The sequence below is a fragment of the Burkholderia cepacia complex sp. TUM26381 genome (genome assembly GCF_057439935.1).
The window spans coordinates 45466-60362 of record NZ_CM172006.1; the positions used below are offsets into that span (position 1 = coordinate 45466).

At 69.2% G+C, this 14897-nt stretch carries 17 protein-coding genes; 4 read left to right on the top strand and 13 right to left on the bottom strand.

The window, feature by feature from the left end; all coding sequences use genetic code 11:
• Positions 1-158 precede the first annotated feature (158 nt).
• Positions 159-881, bottom strand: coding sequence for an LrgB family protein (locus ACWMMN_RS00215; protein WP_486422881.1), 723 nt, complete (start codon positions 879-881; stop codon positions 159-161).
• A gap of 13 nt (positions 882-894) precedes the next feature.
• Positions 895-1368, bottom strand: coding sequence for a CidA/LrgA family protein (locus ACWMMN_RS00220; protein ID WP_342703312.1), 474 nt, complete (start codon positions 1366-1368; stop codon positions 895-897).
• A 139-nt stretch (positions 1369-1507) separates the two neighbouring features.
• Here ACWMMN_RS00220 and ACWMMN_RS00225 point away from each other — a divergent pair, with 139 nt between their 5' ends.
• Entirely contained in the window at positions 1508-2434 is a 927-nt protein-coding gene (locus tag ACWMMN_RS00225) for a LysR family transcriptional regulator (protein ID WP_059232828.1), read from the top strand.
• A 72-nt stretch (positions 2435-2506) separates the two neighbouring features.
• Here ACWMMN_RS00225 and ACWMMN_RS00230 read toward each other — a convergent pair whose 3' ends face one another.
• Positions 2507-4069, bottom strand: coding sequence for a DHA2 family efflux MFS transporter permease subunit (locus ACWMMN_RS00230; RefSeq protein WP_059232827.1), 1563 nt, complete (start codon positions 4067-4069; stop codon positions 2507-2509).
• A gap of 177 nt (positions 4070-4246) precedes the next feature.
• A complete protein-coding gene (locus ACWMMN_RS00235) occupies positions 4247-4732 on the bottom strand; it encodes a MarR family winged helix-turn-helix transcriptional regulator (protein ID WP_059232826.1) in 486 nt (161 codons plus the stop codon).
• 175 nt (positions 4733-4907) lie between these two features.
• Between ACWMMN_RS00235 and ACWMMN_RS00240 the strand changes: the two genes are divergently transcribed.
• Entirely contained in the window at positions 4908-5192 is a 285-nt protein-coding gene (locus ACWMMN_RS00240; RefSeq protein WP_081051891.1) for a multidrug ABC transporter ATPase, read from the top strand.
• A gap of 271 nt (positions 5193-5463) precedes the next feature.
• Positions 5464-7035: an efflux transporter outer membrane subunit gene (locus tag ACWMMN_RS00245; protein WP_059232824.1), complete on the top strand. Its 1572-nt coding sequence runs from the start codon at positions 5464-5466 to the stop codon at positions 7033-7035.
• Between the two features lie 21 nt (positions 7036-7056).
• Here the strand turns inward: ACWMMN_RS00245 and ACWMMN_RS00250 are convergent, their stop codons facing one another.
• The 8 genes from ACWMMN_RS00250 to gspG are packed head-to-tail and all read right to left on the bottom strand — an operon-like array spanning position 7057 to position 13059.
• Entirely contained in the window at positions 7057-7845 is a 789-nt protein-coding gene (locus ACWMMN_RS00250; RefSeq protein WP_059236553.1) for a type II secretion system protein N, read from the bottom strand.
• Between the two features lie 36 nt (positions 7846-7881).
• Complete coding sequence (gene gspM, locus ACWMMN_RS00255; RefSeq protein WP_059236551.1) at positions 7882-8388, bottom strand: type II secretion system protein GspM; 507 nt, start codon at positions 8386-8388, stop codon at positions 7882-7884.
• On the bottom strand, positions 8385-9758 hold the full coding sequence (gspL, locus tag ACWMMN_RS00260) for a type II secretion system protein GspL (RefSeq protein WP_059232823.1): 1374 nt from the start codon (positions 9756-9758) through the stop codon (positions 8385-8387). Before gspL ends, gspM begins: the two co-directional genes overlap by 4 nt.
• 26 nt (positions 9759-9784) lie before the next feature.
• The gene (gene gspK / locus ACWMMN_RS00265) at positions 9785-10924 is read right to left on the bottom strand and encodes a type II secretion system minor pseudopilin GspK (protein ID WP_174993446.1); all 1140 of its coding nucleotides are present in this window, start codon (positions 10922-10924) and stop codon (positions 9785-9787) included.
• 2 nt (positions 10925-10926) lie between these two features.
• Positions 10927-11616: a PulJ/GspJ family protein gene (locus ACWMMN_RS00270; protein ID WP_081051773.1), complete on the bottom strand. Its 690-nt coding sequence runs from the start codon at positions 11614-11616 to the stop codon at positions 10927-10929.
• Entirely contained in the window at positions 11594-12001 is a 408-nt protein-coding gene (gene gspI / locus ACWMMN_RS00275; protein ID WP_081051772.1) for a type II secretion system minor pseudopilin GspI, read from the bottom strand. Before gspI ends, ACWMMN_RS00270 begins: the two co-directional genes overlap by 23 nt.
• Positions 11998-12567 (bottom strand): GspH/FimT family pseudopilin, encoded by a 570-nt coding sequence (locus ACWMMN_RS00280; RefSeq protein WP_059232821.1) that lies wholly within the window; start codon positions 12565-12567, stop codon positions 11998-12000. Before ACWMMN_RS00280 ends, gspI begins: the two co-directional genes overlap by 4 nt.
• Before the next feature lie 39 nt (positions 12568-12606).
• Positions 12607-13059, bottom strand: coding sequence for a type II secretion system major pseudopilin GspG (gene gspG, locus ACWMMN_RS00285; protein WP_034188200.1), 453 nt, complete (start codon positions 13057-13059; stop codon positions 12607-12609).
• 175 nt (positions 13060-13234) lie between these two features.
• Between gspG and ACWMMN_RS00290 the strand changes: the two genes are divergently transcribed.
• Positions 13235-13645, top strand: a complete 411-nt coding sequence (locus ACWMMN_RS00290) for a type II secretion system protein N (protein WP_059232820.1) — start codon at positions 13235-13237, stop codon at positions 13643-13645.
• A gap of 31 nt (positions 13646-13676) precedes the next feature.
• On the opposite strand, the gene gspF is transcribed toward ACWMMN_RS00290, so the two are convergent.
• Positions 13677-14894 carry a type II secretion system inner membrane protein GspF gene (gene gspF / locus ACWMMN_RS00295; RefSeq protein WP_059232819.1) on the bottom strand — a complete coding sequence of 406 codons (1218 nt, stop codon included), beginning with the start codon at positions 14892-14894 and terminating at the stop codon, positions 13677-13679.
• Between the last annotated feature and the right edge of the window lie 3 nt (positions 14895-14897).

A 14897-nucleotide genomic window follows, 5' to 3' on the forward strand; every position in this document is an offset into this window, starting at 1 on the left:
CGGCATCCGGGCCGCGGCCGATGGGTGGAAAAGAGGGGGGATTTGCGGCTATCTCAGCCGATTGTCGGCCGGGCGTCGGCCGGATGCAGGGTAACGGGGCCAGGAGAACGCCGCGGGGCGGCATGCCGGGCGGGCGTCGGCCGCCCGGCGTGGAGGTGTCAGATCGGCAGCAGCGTCAGCAGCGGTGCGATCAGCACCATCGCGACGCCCGCGATCATCATCGTCAGGCTCGACACGACGCCTTCCTCGCTGCCGATCTCGCGCGCCTTCGCGGTGCCCACACCGTGGGCCGCCGCGCCGAACAGCGCGCCGCGCGCGAGCCGCGTGCGCATCGGCACCAGCGCGAGCACGAGTTCGCCGAGCAGCATTCCGCAGATGCCGGTCGCGATCACGAACAGCGCCGTGAGATCCTTCGGCGCGTGGATCTTGTCCGATACGGCGAGCGCGAACGGCGTCGACACCGAGCGCGTCATCAGCGAGCGCTGCAGTTCGGGCGACAGGTGCAGCAGCTTCGCGAGCAGCAGCGACCCGCACACGCCTGCGGCGATCCCGACCGCGACGCCGACCGACAGCGACAGCCAGTGCTGGCGGATCAGGTCGCGATACTCATAGATCGGCACCGCGAACGCGATCGTCGCCGGGCCGAGCAGCCACATCAGCCAGCGCGTATCGCGGAAGTAGACCGAATACGGGATGCCGGTCACCAGCACGAGCAGCACCAGCACACCCGGCACGAACACGAGCGGCGAGAACAGCAGCGTCTTCTTGTACGCATAGAGCCGCTTCGACGCGAAATACAGCACGACCGTCAGCACGAAGCAACCGAGGGAGATCGCGGTATTCGCCTGGTCGGCGGACAGGTTCGATAGCGCAGCCAGCATGGTCAGCTCCGGCTCAGTGCGCGGACACGGCGCTCAGGCGCGTGCGGCGGCGTTCGGCGAACACGCGCTGCGCGGCGAGCCGGCGTTCGAGCTTCGCGGCGAGATCGACCGCGACGGCTACCGCGACCATCACGAACGCGGTACCGGCGAGCATCACCAGCGCGATGCGCCAGCCGTCCTCGCGGAACAGCCCGCCGTACTGCACGGCCGCGACGGCGGCCGGCACGAAGAACAGCAGCATGTCGGACAGCAGCCAGTTCGCGCCGTCCTTCACCCACGCGGGCGCGACGCGGCCCGAGAACAGCAGCGCGAGCAGCACCGCGAGGCCGATCACGCCGGACGGAATCGGCAGCCCGACCTTGCGCACGGCCCAGTCGACGGCCATCCACAGCGCGCCGAGCGCGGCGGCCTGCAGCACGATCCGGCCCGTATGCGCGAGGCTGCCCGAAGCGGCAGGGCGGGCGGCGGCGGCGATCGGCTTGGTCATGACGGGCTCCATACGGATAGTGCGTTGATGGTGTGAGTATAGGGTTTCCCCTAACCATAAATAAAATGACTTGTCTCTATCCTTGTCATTCCAATTCGGAATTCGCTTGTGATTGCCGCACCAATTTGGGGAGACACCGATGGAATTGCGCGCACTGCGGTACTTCGTCGAGGTGGTTCGCCAGCAGAGCTTCACGGCGGCCGCCGACAAGCTGTTCGTGACGCAGCCGACCATCAGCAAGATGGTGAAGGCGCTCGAGGACGAGATCGGTTCGCCGCTGCTGCTGCGCGACGGCCGGCAGATGGTGCTGACCGATGCGGGGCGGATCGTGTTCCAGCGCGGCCAGGACGTGCTCGCCGCGCAGGCGCAGCTGCAGTCGGAGCTGAACGATCTCGGCACGCTCGGCCGCGGCGAGCTGACGATCGGGATCCCGCCGCTCGGCGGCTCGCTGTTCACGCCGATCATCGCCGCCTACAAGCAGCGCTACCCGAACATCGAGCTGAAGCTGTTCGAGCAGGGCGCGCGGATGATCGAGGCCGCGCTGACGTCGGGCGAACTGGAGCTCGGCGGGCTGCTGGAGCCGGTCGATCCCGGCACGTTCGAGCGGCTGCCGATGGTGCGCGCGCCGCTGTGGCTCGTCGCGCCGCGCGAATCGCGCTGGGAGGATCACGCGGCCGTGCCGCTCGCCGATCTCGCGCGCGAATCGTTCGTGTTCTATGCGGAAAGCCTCGCGCTGCACGACGCGGTGCTCGATGCGTGCCGGCAGGTCGGCTTCACGCCGTCGATCGTGAGCCGCAGCGGCCACTGGGATTTCATGGCCGCGCTCGTCCATGCGGGCGTCGGCATCGCGCTGCTGCCCGAGCCGTATTGCCGGCGGCTCGACGCGGGCCAGTTCACGTGCCGGCCGATCGTCGAGCCGGAAATCACGTGGGCGATCGCGCTCGGCTGGCTGAAGAAGGGCTACCTGTCGCACGCGGCGCGCGCGTGGCTCGACGTCGCGCGGGCGACGCTGCCGATCGCGCCCGGCGACGATCTCGCATTCGGCGGGTTGCGGGCGAGGGCGTGACGGCAGCGCGGCGGAGCGCGGAAGCGGGCCGTGAAACAAAAAGGGCGGCCGTCGTGGCCGCCCCTTTCACGCTCAATGCCCCATCGCGGGCCCCGCACCCTTCCTCGGCTTCGTGATCCACACGAGCGCCGCGAGCGCGATGAACATCCCCGCCGACAGGTGGAAGAAGTCGTTGGTCGCCATCATGAAGCCCTGCTGCGTGACGAGCTGATTCAGCTGCGCATTGGCCGTCTGCCCGACGATGCCGAGCTGCGCGAGCGCGCCCTGGTAATCGGTCGTGTTCTGCGCGTAGATGCTCACCGATTCCGACAGCCGCGCATGGTGGTAGATCGCGTCGTTCTCCCAGAAAGTCGAACTCGCCGCGGTGCCGATCGCGCCGGACAGCGTGCGCAGGAAGTTCGACAGCCCCGACGCGCTCGCGAGCCGCTCGTCGGAAATGCTCGACAGCGTGATCGTCGTCATCGGCACGAAGAAGCATGCAACGCCGATCCCCTGCACGAGCCGCGGCAGGATCACGTGGTTGAACGGCACGTCGAGCGTGAACGTCGCGTTCCACAGCGACACGCCCGCGAACACGATGAACGCGAAGCTCGCGACCATCCGCAGGTCGAGCCGGTGCATGTTGCGGCCGATCAGCGGCGACAGCACGAGCGCGAGCAGCCCGACCGGCGCGGTCGCGAGGCCGGCCTTGCCGGCCGTGTAGCCCATCACCGTCTGCAGCCACAGCGGGAAGATCACGACCGAGCCGAAGAACGCCATGAAGCCGAACGAGATGATCATCGCGCCGAGCGCGAAGTTGCGGTCCTTGAACAGCGACAGGTCGACCACCGGCTCCTTCTCGGTCGCCTCCCACACAAGCATGAACGCCAGCGACACGACCGCGATCAGCGCGAGCGCGACGATGAACGACGAGTTGAACCAGTCGCGGTCCTTGCCGAGGTCGAGCATCATCTGCAGGCACGACACGCCGATCACGAGCAGCGCGAGGCCGATCGCGTCGATCCGCTGCTTCGACGTCTTCGTCTCGCGGCCGCGCAGCAGGAAATACGCGCAGGCCGCGGAGAAGATGCCGATCGGCAAATTGATGTAGAAGATCCACGGCCATGTGTAGTTGTCGCTGATCCAGCCGCCCAGCAGCGGGCCGAAGATCGGCGCGACGATCACCGTCATCGCCCATAGCCCGAGCGCGAGCCCGCGCTTCGCGGGTGGATAGCTGCGCATCAGGATCGTCTGCGACAGCGGCACCATCGGCCCCGACACGAGGCCCTGCAGCAGCCGGAACGCGATCAGCGTCTCGAAGTTGGTCGCGAAGCCGCACAGCGCCGACGCGACCGTGAACGCGAGCACCGACAGCGTGAACAGCCGCACCTCGCCGACCCGCCGCGCGAGCCAGCCGGTGAGCGGCACCGCGATCGCGGACGCGACCGAATACGACGAGATCACCCAGGTGCCTTCGCTGGTCGCGACACCGAGGCTGCCCGAGATGGTCGGCACCGCGACGTTCGCGATCGACGTGTCGAGCACTTCCATGAAGGTGCCGAGCGCGAGCCCGATGGTGAGCAGCGCGAGCGTCCCGCCGGACAGCGGCGCGGGTTCGGCGGCGGGGGAGGCGGCGGATGCCGGGGTGGCGGACATCGGAATCTCCTAGATGCGGCGCGCGCAACGCGCCGGCACAACGCACGGGCGTGCGACGCAGCGCAGCCCGGCCGGGTGGAACGAAAAAGGGAAAAAGCGGAGCACGTGCCCTGTCATTTTCTGCCCAGACAGATAAATAAGCGAATGCTTAACCTAGACATGGGGCCGCCGCGCGCATCAGGCGTCTTCGTCGGGCTTCGGGCAGCCGGGCGTGCCGGGCCCGTTGGCGATGAAGCGCTGCAGCAGGCCGGTGAGCGTCGCGAGTTCGTCGGCCGAGAAGCCTTCGAGCTGCGCGTTGAGCGCGGTCGCGACCAGCGACGGCAGCGCGCGGGCTGCTTCGGCGCCGCGCTCGGTCAGCGTCAGCTCGATCATCCGGCGGTCCTGCTCGCTGCGCGAGCGTGCGATCAGCCCCTTGCGTTCGAGCCGGTCCAGCATGCGCGTCATCGAGCCGCTGTCGTAGGACATCTTGCGCGACAACTCGAACGGCGTGCGCGCGTAGCCGCGCGACAACAGCAGGATCACGCCGATCTGCTGCGCGGTGAGGTCGAGCGGCTCGAGCGCACGGTCCATCCGCTCGACGAGCGCCTGCTTCGCCTTCGACAGGTAATAGCCGAGGCTCGTTTCCAGCGCGATGTTCTCGGGATCGTAAAGGCCGCCGGTCATACGATTGCGCGCGCAGCAATAGTGCGTTTCAGGTTAAAACGCGCCCAGTATCTTGAAAAATGATTGCTTAGTCAATATTATTTGAGGCAACCAGTTACGACGTGCATGTTGCACTGCCGGAGACGATGTTCTGACCGATTCGCCCGCGCTGCCGGGCACCCCGAGGATGTTCGCGATGCTGTCCCTGAAAAATGCCGCCGGCGCGCTGCGCCGCAACCTGACCGATACCGCTCATCATGTGTTTTCCGGGCCGCACCGCGGCTGGAAGATCGCGCTGTACGTGACGATGCTGGTCGTGCCGGGCGGCTCGCTCGCGGCGCTCGGGTTCGCCTGGTTCGATCATCGCCGGCAACGCAACGCGAAGGGCGGCGCACGCCGCACGAGCCAGCCGGCCGCCACGGAGCCGTCGACATGGCGGTCCGCCGCCGACCCCATCCCGGTGCCGGTGCGCTGCCACTGACGCCGCACCGCTCCCGCTTCCCCGTCTGATCCGGCCGGGCGCCGGCAGCATTGCTGCGCGGCCGTCGTCGCACGCCCGTTTTCCCCGCAAGCGATCCGTAATGGCCGGTAAACCTGCCGGCCGCGCCGGTAACACATTCCGGCCTTCGCGCACCGTACCCTTAGGGCTGCGCAGCTTCCCCGCCGTCAGTTACCATTTGTCCGCCAGCGGCATGACGACCGCATCGCGCGGCGCCGCTCGCCGGCCGTCACGCCCAGACAGGAAAACCACGATGCCGTACGCCTCCCTCCCGCGCGCCCTTCGCCCGCTGAGCGCCGCCGTCGCCGTTGCGACGGCCGTGCTGCTCGCCGGCTGCGCCGTCGGGCCCGACTATCACCGGCCCGACACGTCGATCCCCGCCGCGTTCAAGGAAGCGCCGGCCGGCTGGAAAGTCGCGCAACCGGCCGACCGCACCGATCGCGGCCCGTGGTGGACGGTCTACAACGATCCGCAGCTCGATGCGCTGATCGGCAGGCTCAACGCATCGAACCAGACCATCGCGCAATCGGCGGCCGCCTACCGGCAGGCGCGCGCGCTCGTCACCGAGGCGCGCGCCGCGTATTTCCCGACCGTCGGGCTGACCGCGTCGGGCTCGCGTGCCCGCACGCCGCGTACGTCGGTGTCGTCGGGCTCGTCGTCGAGTTTCGGCAGCGGCTCGTCCGGGTCGATCAACAACAGCTACAGCGTCGGCCTCGATGCCAGCTGGGAACCGGACCTGTGGGGCAAGGTGAGCCGCACCGTCAGCGCGCAGCGCGCCGGCGAAGCCGCGGCGGCGGCCGATCTCGCGAACGCGCGGCTGTCGCAGCAGGCGCTGCTCGCGCAAACCTATTTCCAGTTGCGCACGTCCGATGCGCTGCAAAAGCTGCTCGACGACACCGTGAAGTCGTACGAACAGTCGCTGAAGCTCACGCAGAACCAGTACGCCCAGGGCGTCGCCGCGCGTGCGGACGTGATCCAGGCGCAGACGCAGCTGCAGAGCGCGCAAGCCGCGCAGATCGACAACGGTGTGGCGCGTGCGCAGTACGAGCATGCGATCGCGACGCTGATCGGCGAACCGGCGTCGACCTTCTCGCTGCCGCCGGCCCCGCTCGCGGCCGAGCCGCCGATCACGCCGGTCGACGTGCCGTCCGCGATCCTCGAGCGCCGGCCCGACATCGCGGCGGCCGAGCGCCGCGCGGCGGCCGCGAACGAGCAGATCGGCGTCGCGATTGCCGCGTTCTTCCCCACGCTTACGCTGTCGGCCACCGGCGGCTTCCAGAGCTCGGTGTGGTCGCAGCTGTTCACGTTGCCGGCGCGTTTCTGGACGGTCGGCCCGCAGCTCGCGGCCACGCTGTTCGATGCAGGGCTGCGCGCCGCGCAGACCGACGCCGCGCGCGCGACCTACGACCAGGACGTCGCCGCGTATCGCCTCGCGGTGCTCACCGCGTTCCAGGACGTCGAGGACAACCTCGCGTCGCAGCGCATCCTCGCGCAGGAAATCGACGTGCAACGGCAGGCCGTCGACAGCGCCGAGCACTCGCTCGCGATCGTCACGAACCAGTACAAGGCCGGCACGGTCGCGTATCTGAACGTGCTGACCGCGCAGACCACCGCGTTCACCGCGCAGCAGAAGCTCGCGACGATCGCCGGCCAGCGGATGGTGTCGTCGGTTGGACTCGTGAAAGCGCTCGGCGGCGGCTGGGATGCTTCGGACATGGCGCGCGAGAACGGCGACATGGCGGCGCCGGCCCCCGTGCCGGCGTCCGGTGCAGCCGCGCCTGCCGCCACCGCACCATCAGCCGCTACGCCGCTCGCGCAGAAGTAAGGAAAACGGGCGACGCGCGCGTCAGCGCTGCGCGTCGCCGAAGATCAGCGACACCTCGTTGTTTCCGATCGGGTGGCCGAGCAGGTTCAGCAGCCCCGCGAGGTTCGCCTGCTGTTCGGGCGCCGCATGCGCGGTGCCGCGGAACGATCCCTGCCCAGGGCCGAAGTTGCCGTGCCCGTCGAGGAACAGCGGGCCCTGCGTCGTCGACAGGTCGAGATCGGCGCCCGCGCCCTTCGCCTGCAGCACCGCGCGGTACGAACCGAGCGGCTTCACGCGCGACACGCGCGAACTCATCGAGTCGATCGTCACCGTCAGCTGGCCGAATGCGTTGTTGCCGAACAGGCGCCAGTCGCTCCAGCCGATCCGCACGTCGCCCTGCAGGTCGAGCGTGTTGAACGGCGTGCCGAGCCCCGCGAGCAGCGAAGCGGGCACGGCCATCGTGCCCGCCGACAGCACCGCGCCGCGCCACGTCGCATCGAGCGTGACGGCATCGGGCATCGCCTCGGTCTGCCGCATGCGCATCTGCACGCGGCCGGTCAGCAGCGGCCAGAAGTGCGTGGTCCATTCGACCCGGCCCGGCAGCAGCGTCGCCGCGCTCTGGTCGGCGCCCGGCGCGAGCATCAGCGTGCCCGAGCCATGCCACAGCGACCCGTCCGGATCGACGAGATTCACGTGTCCGCCGGTCGCGCGCGCGAACTGCGGCGCGATCCACGCGGCCGGCGCCAGCGCGACGAGCGTCACCGCCGTCGCCAGGCCACCTGCCAGTACCCACGGCAATACCGTGACGAGCCGCTTCGCCCACGGCCTCATCGGCCGACCCGCGTTTGCATCATCCGCTGCCGTCATCTATTTCTGAACGGAAGGTTGCATCACGGCCGTCAGGTCGACCTGGCCGTCGTCCTTCAGCGCGGTCGCGTGCGCCTCGCCGACCTGCACCTTGAACTGCCGGCGCGCATCGTCGAGCCACTGGGTCCACGCCGGGAACGACACGTTCTTCATCTGCACCTGCACGCCGTTGCCGACGATCTGCACCTGCGCCCCCTGCAGCCCGTGATCGGACAGCGACGCGGTCAGTGCGTCCTTCAGCGCGAGGCCGGTCGGCGCGACGCCTTGCGCGGCGGCCGTCAGCGACTTCGCCTCGTTCGCCTGGGCGGTCATCTGCGCAAGCTCGTGACGCATCGTCGGCAGCTCGCGCTGGATCCGTGCGCGGCCTTCCTGCGCGGGCGACCACAGCACCGAATACGCAATCGCGACCGCCAGAACGGCGCCGCCCCAGCCGAGCAGCGTCTTCTCGCGCGGCGAGCGTTCGCCCCAGAACTGGGCCAGCGTCTGGTTCAGTTGTTCCGTTTTCATGAGCGGCTCCGGATCGTCCATTTGCCCGTGTTGCTGTCGACTTCGCCGGACAGTCCGTTGCGCGCGAGGCGCTGCGTGAAATCGGGATCGACCTTGACCTCCGGCTTGAAGCCGACGTCGAGCCGCCGGTCGTGATAGTCGAGCGACGCGATGCCGTTCAGCGGCAGCGCGCCCATCGACCGCGACAGCCCGCTCGACAGCGCGAGGAAATCGTTCGGCGACAACTCGCCGGCCGCCAGGCGAAGCTGGTCGAGCTGGCGCTGCATCTGCGCGGGCGGATCGAGCACCGTCGTCGTCTTCGGGAACGCGGACAAGAGCGTCTCGGTGATCTGCGCGGACAGCGCATCGCGTTCGCGCGACAGCTTCCACCAGTGCAGGTTCATCCCGATCACCGCGACGCCGAGCGTCGCCGCGACGAGCGCGAGCGGCACGCGCAGGCGTTTCACCGTCGCGCGGTCGAAACGCCAGGGCTGCGACTCGAATTCGAACTGGCACAGATCGAACTTCTCGGTCAGCGCGCGACGCGCGAACGTGTCGAACGGCAGCGGCGCGGCGCCCGGCAACAGCGTCGCGTCAGGCCGGCCGACCGACGCGAGCCGCGGCTCCGCACCCGGTTCGCCGAGCTCGTACAGTTCGACGTCGCCGCCACGCGCGAGCGCGGTCAGCGTGCCGGCCGCGCGCGCCGCAGGCGCAGCGAAGCCTTCGCCGAGCGCACCGCGCGCCACGGCGAGTTCGAGGCGCGGCGCACCGGCCGCGGCCGGCAGCGCGCCGGCGTCGACCAGCACCGGCTCCACCGACGTCGCGAGCCCGAGCACCGCGGCGACCGTCGCCGGGCGGGCAGGCGGCTCGGCGGCGTCCGCGGCAAGCGCGGCGGCGTCGGTAGTCTCACCGTCGGCCGGCGCGGTCGATGCCGTTTCGGCCGACGCACGCGGCGCCGGCAGGCAGCGGGTGGCGGGCACCGCGCTCAGGTGCCGGTGGCCGGCCGCCGTGAACGCTTCGCAGATCGTGCGGAACCACGCGCGATCGACGACGGCCAGCACGCGGCGCCCGTCCGGCAGCGCGGCCGGATCGAGCGCGATGTGACAGCCGAGCGGATCCTGGATCAGCTGATCCTCGACGATGTTGGGCAGCGCCTGGCGCAGCTTCGGCCCCTTCAGCGGCGGCACGGTCGCGGCCAGCAGCAGCACGTCGCGCGCGGCGACGATCAGCACCGTCGCATTCGCGCGCGGCAGCAGCGCGAGCGCGGCGCGGCCCGCGCGCTGCACCTGGCCGGCCTTGTCGACGAGCGTGAACGGCAGCTCGGGCCACTGCCATTCCTGCAACGGCACGGCAGGCTCGCGCGGCGGCAAAGAAACAATCAACGTGCTCACAAGAGCTCCTCTCCCGATTGGCGTCGTTATAGCTGGTCGCGGATACGCACGACCCGCGTCGAGTGCGTGGTCGGATCACGATACACGAGCGAGGTGCGGTCGACCTCCGCGCGATCGTGCTGGATCCGGCCGTGCACGATGAAATAGCTCGAATTGACATCGACGAGGCTCGAGTCGATCGTCACGTTCGGCGGCGCGCCGGCCCCGCGCAGCGCGAGCTGCACGTCGCCGACGTTCCGGAAAAACACGGTCTCGCGGCGCGACACGAGCGCCTGCGCGGACGACACGCTCATCCCCGGCACCAGCGCGGCGATCACTTCGGCCGGCGCGGTGTTCATGTTCACGGGCGTCGTGGTCGGCAACACGGTGACGAACGGGCGCAGCCGCGCAACCATTTCGGGCGTAACGCCGTCGACGTCGAGCAGGCTGTCGACGCTCGTCATCATCAGCGGCGCGGGCCCGCGATCGCCACCGGAGAGCCCCGGATCGTCGGTGAAGCCGCTACCCTGCATGTCGCCGCTGGTCACCGGCGCGGTCGCGGCGTTCGCCGCGGTGCCGCCGCCGCCGGGCAGGTTCGGCATCTGGAAGCGCGTCGCCGAATGCAGCAGGCCCGCGCGCACCTGCAGCGCAATGCGCTTCGCGAACGCACCGTCGTAGCCGAGCGTCGTCAGCAGGCGCTGGAACGCCTGGAGCTGCGTGACGTTCAGCTGCAGCACGCCGGGCGCCGGCGACGACACGAGGTTGCGCAGGTTGAACTTCGCCTGCGCGTCCTCGATCGAGCCGGAGATATAGGTGTCCTCGCCGCCGTTGTCGTTGGGTGCACCGATCCGGCCGAGGAAATCCGACAGCTTCGTCTTCGCGATCGGCACGCCCCAGATCCCGCCGAGATAGGTGATGCCGGGCGCCGTGTCGCCTTCGGAGCGCAGGATCATCCGCGTCCAGTCGAGCGCGCCGCGCGCGACCCACTGCGCCTGCGCGATCACGCGCTGGTTTTCGATGCGGCGGATCTGCACCTGCTGGCGCCACAGCATCCCCGACACGAGGATCGCCGACAGCGCGACGACGAGCAGCGCGGTGATGATCGCGGCGCCGCGCTGGCGGCCGCGTGCTCGCACGCGTGCGGCGGCGCGGCTGCGGGAGGATGGACGGGAAGGGCGCACGCGCATCGTCATTCCCCGACGAGGAAGATGCGCGTGACCGGCACGCGCAGCGACGTCGCGCCGATGCTGACCTGCAGCCCCGTCACCGCGCGCGTCGGCGGCGCGTTGCCGATCTGCGGCACCTTGAGCGCGTCGTTGTTCTGCGCGAGTGCTTCATCGGCCGTCTGCAGGTTGGTGGTCCAGCCCACGCGCGGCACGTACAGCTTCGCGTCGATCGCGCCGACGCCGCCCATCAACGCGACCCAGCTCCAGCCTTCGACGCTGCTGTCCTTCAGCACGGTCCGCAGCCGGTTCGCGTCGTCGATCGGCGGCGATGCGTAGCGCACGACACGCCCGCCGGCGATCCGGTAGCGGACCACCTGCAGCCGCGGCGCCGCGCCCGGCACCTCGAGCTCGCGCACGATCTGCAGCGTATTGCCGGCGACGCCGATCGCCGGCTGGCCGGCCTCGTCGTCGGTCGCGGCGAGCCGCGCGTCGATGCGCATCTGGTCGAACATCTGCGCGAACACGCGTTCGTCTTCCATCGCGGCCGCCACTTTGTCGCGGCCGCGCATGATCTGGTCGAGCCCGCGCCACGCGAGGATCGCGACCACCGCGAGGATCGCGATCGCGATCATCAGCTCGATCAGCGTGAAGCCACGGGCGGGGCGGGCGAACGGGCGTCGCATCGGCGCGTCAGAGCGGACGGCTGGTTTCATTCGCGACCACCGTCACCATTTGCGCGAGCACGCCGGAATGGCCGGGCATGCTCACCGAAATCCGGACGCGCCGGAACACCGGGTTCGGCGTGGTGCTCACGCGCTGCGTGCAGACGAGCTGCACGTTGCCTTGCGAGCAGTCGAAACTCTGTTCGCCGACCTCCGGCCATGCATGCGTGAGCCGCAACTGCGCAAGCGCGTTGTCGGCGCTCCAGCCCGCGAGCAGCCGGCGATGCAGATCGGACGCGTTGGTCGCCATCGTGCCGACCGCACGAATCGACGCGGCGAGCGCGACCGCGATGATCGCGAGGGCGACCAGCACCTCGATCATCGTGAAGCCTCGGGATGAAGAAGCGGAACCGGGCAGGCGACGACGCATCGTCATTGCACCTCGTAGCGGCCGTTGCCGGTGCCGACGATCGTCGCGCTGCCGACAGCCGAATGCAACGTCACGCGCACCGGCGTGTCGATGCTTTCGGTGCCGAACACGACGCGATTCGCGTGCGTGTCGGACCCCGGATAGTCGATGTCGGCGCCCGTGACGCCGCCGTCCCAGTCGCGCGGGCGCAGCAGGTCGTCGCGCAGCGTGCGCCAGCCGTCGGGCGAGCTCACGTCGAACCGGAAACCGTGCTCGGTCGGCTGCCATGCGATCGGCCGCGCGCGCACCTGCGCTTCGTCGCCGGCCGTCTCGAACAGCAGCGCGACGCGCTGCGCTTCTTCACGCAGGTCGGTGCGCGGATTGCGCGTCAGCGACAGCGACGCGAGCGACACGAGCAGCCCCGCGATCACGAGCACGACCAGCATTTCGAGCAGCGTGAAGCCGCGTGCGCGGCGATGCCGCGCGCCGTGCTTCATCCGCCCGCCATCGGCACGCGCCGGTACGGACGACACCGCGCCGCGACGCACACGGCAATCGCGGCCGCAGCGGAAGGTCGTGCGAATGGCGAGCATGAAGAACGGGATTGAAACGTCGGGGCGATCAGTGCCGGCTTATTGCCACGAACCGATGTCGGTATCGTTGCCTTCGCCGCCTTCCTTGCCGTCGGCGCCGTAGCTGAACACGTCGATTTCGCCGTGCACGCCCGGGTTCAGGTACTTGTACCCGTTCCCCCACGGGTCGTTCGGCAGGCGCTCGAGGTAGCCGCCGTCCTTCCAGTTGTTCGGGATCGGATCGGTGGTCGGCTTCTGGATCAGCGAATTCAGGCCCTGCTCCTGGGTCGGATAGCGGCCGTTGTCGAGACGGTACAGTTTGAGCGCCTGCATGATCGTGCCGATGTCCTGCTTCGCGGCGATGCGGCGTGCCTCGTCCGGGCGGCTCATGATCTTCGGCACGATCAGCGCCGCCAGGATCCCGAGGATCGCGACCACCACCATGATCTCGATCAGCGTGAAACCGCGCTGACGACGCACGGCCGCGTTGCGGCGAGTGATCCACGTTTGCATGAGTGACTACCTCTTTCCAAAAAATGTCGTCGATTGAGTGACGCACCCGGCGCACCGGACAATTGCCTGACAGCAAGCTTCCGAACCCGCGGGCGCGGAGCACGCATTGTAAGGCGCGCATCGCCGAGGGCTTTCACCCAACGCAAATTTCATATACATCCGTACAATAGCGCGCATGAACGCGCTCTCGATCCGGATCCTCTCCCTAGCCCTCTTCGCGGGTTTGTGCGCGACGGCCACCTATTGGGTCGTCACGCTGTCTGCCCGCGAAGCGCCGCTGCCCGCCGCCGCCGCGCGGCTGCCGATCCGCACCGAGGACGCCGCGGCGCTCTTCGGCGGTCAGCTCGACAAGAATCCCGTCCAGGACATCCACCTGTTCGGCATCCTGTCGCTCGACCGCGGCGCCGCCGCGATCGTCGGCGTCGGCGGCGAACCGCCCCGCGCCGTGTCGCTCGGCGCGGACGTCACGTCCGGCGCGAAACTCGCCGAAGTCCGCCCGCGCTCGATCGTGATCGACCGCAACGGCGCCCGCGCCGAAATCCAGCTCCCGGCGAACACGCCGTCCCCCGCGATCTACATGCGCTGAACGTCGGCGGCCTGACACGCAGGCCGCCACGTCACTGCACCATGTTGTTCAGCTCGATGATCGGCAGCATCACCGCCAGCACGATCACGAGCACGATGCCGCCCATCGCCAGGATCAGCAGCGGCTCCAGCAGGCTCGTCAGGAACATCGTGCGGCGTTCGAGCTCGCGCGCTTCGCCTTCGGCCGCGCGATCCAGCATCGTCGTCACGTCGCCCGTCGCTTCGCCCGAACGGATCAGGTGCACGAGCACCGGCGGAAACGTCTTCACGTTGTTCAGCGCGCGCGACAGCGCGGAGCCTTCGCGCACGCGCACGATCGCATCGTCGATGTTCGCGCGCATCGCGCGGTTCGACAGCGTCTCGCCGGCCGCCTGCAATGCGCGCAGGATCGGCACGCCCGCCGCTGTGAGGATGCCGAGCGTGCTCGCGAAGCGCACCGTGTTGTAACCGCGCACGAGCTTGCCCGCGAGCGGGGCGGTCAGCACCCAGCGGTCGAACGCGAGCCTGGGCCCGTCACGCGACAGCGTCGCCTTCACGAACCACACGACGAGCACGAACGCGATCAGGATCGCCCACCACCAGTGCCGCACGAATTCCGACAGCGCCATCATCACGACCGTGAGGATCGGCAGCTGCTGTTTCGTACTCGCGAACACGTTGACGACCTGCGGCACGACGTAGCTCAGCAGGAACGTGACGATACCGAATGCGATCAGCGTGACGATGCCCGGATACGTGAATGCGAGCAGGATCTTCTGCTTCAGCGCGTTGCTTTGCTCGATGTAGTCGGCGAGGCGCGACAGCACGATGCCGAGCTTGCCGGTGTGTTCGCCCGCCGCGACGAGCGCGCGGTAGATTTCCGGAAAATCGCGCGGATGCTGGCCCAGCGCATTCGCGAGCGAATGGCCGCCGAGCACCTCGGCGCGGATCGCGGCCATCAGTTCGCGGATGTAGTCGCGCTCGGCCTGCTCGGTCAGCACGCCGAGCGCCTCGTCGAGCGGCAGCCCCGCGATCAGCAGGCTCGCGAGCTGGCGCGTGAGGATCGCCTGTTCGCGCTGCGACAGCTTGCGGCCGAACGCGAGCCGCTGCGAACGCGCCCCGCGCGTCGCGCTGGCGGCCGGCTCGACGACGAGCGGCGTGAGCCCCTGCGTACGCAGCTGGCCGCGCGCGGCACGCGCGCTGTCGGCATCGATGACGCCTTTCTGCGCGCGTCCCGCCGAATCGATTGCTTCGAAACGGAATGCCGGCATCGC

Bases quoted from the DNA above. Each gene is read 5' to 3' on its own strand.
- ACWMMN_RS00215 (WP_486422881.1), bottom strand. From the start codon at position 881: ATGCTGGCTGCGCTATCGAACCTGTCCGCCGACCAGGCGAATACCGCG.
- ACWMMN_RS00220 (WP_342703312.1), bottom strand. From the start codon at position 1,368: ATGACCAAGCCGATCGCCGCCGCCGCCCGCCCTGCCGCTTCGGGCAGC.
- ACWMMN_RS00225 (WP_059232828.1), top strand. From the start codon at position 1,508: ATGGAATTGCGCGCACTGCGGTACTTCGTCGAGGTGGTTCGCCAGCAG.
- ACWMMN_RS00230 (WP_059232827.1), bottom strand. From the start codon at position 4,069: ATGTCCGCCACCCCGGCATCCGCCGCCTCCCCCGCCGCCGAACCCGCG.
- ACWMMN_RS00235 (WP_059232826.1), bottom strand. From the start codon at position 4,732: ATGACCGGCGGCCTTTACGATCCCGAGAACATCGCGCTGGAAACGAGC.
- ACWMMN_RS00240 (WP_081051891.1), top strand. From the start codon at position 4,908: ATGCTGTCCCTGAAAAATGCCGCCGGCGCGCTGCGCCGCAACCTGACC.
- ACWMMN_RS00245 (WP_059232824.1), top strand. From the start codon at position 5,464: ATGCCGTACGCCTCCCTCCCGCGCGCCCTTCGCCCGCTGAGCGCCGCC.
- ACWMMN_RS00250 (WP_059236553.1), bottom strand. From the start codon at position 7,845: ATGAGGCCGTGGGCGAAGCGGCTCGTCACGGTATTGCCGTGGGTACTG.
- gspM (WP_059236551.1), bottom strand. From the start codon at position 8,388: ATGAAAACGGAACAACTGAACCAGACGCTGGCCCAGTTCTGGGGCGAA.
- gspK (WP_174993446.1), bottom strand. From the start codon at position 10,924: ATGCGCGTGCGCCCTTCCCGTCCATCCTCCCGCAGCCGCGCCGCCGCA.
- ACWMMN_RS00270 (WP_081051773.1), bottom strand. From the start codon at position 11,616: ATGAAACCAGCCGTCCGCTCTGACGCGCCGATGCGACGCCCGTTCGCC.
- gspI (WP_081051772.1), bottom strand. From the start codon at position 12,001: ATGACGATGCGTCGTCGCCTGCCCGGTTCCGCTTCTTCATCCCGAGGC.
- ACWMMN_RS00280 (WP_059232821.1), bottom strand. From the start codon at position 12,567: ATGCTCGCCATTCGCACGACCTTCCGCTGCGGCCGCGATTGCCGTGTG.
- gspG (WP_034188200.1), bottom strand. From the start codon at position 13,059: ATGCAAACGTGGATCACTCGCCGCAACGCGGCCGTGCGTCGTCAGCGC.
- ACWMMN_RS00290 (WP_059232820.1), top strand. From the start codon at position 13,235: ATGAACGCGCTCTCGATCCGGATCCTCTCCCTAGCCCTCTTCGCGGGT.
- gspF (WP_059232819.1), bottom strand. From the start codon at position 14,894: ATGCCGGCATTCCGTTTCGAAGCAATCGATTCGGCGGGACGCGCGCAG.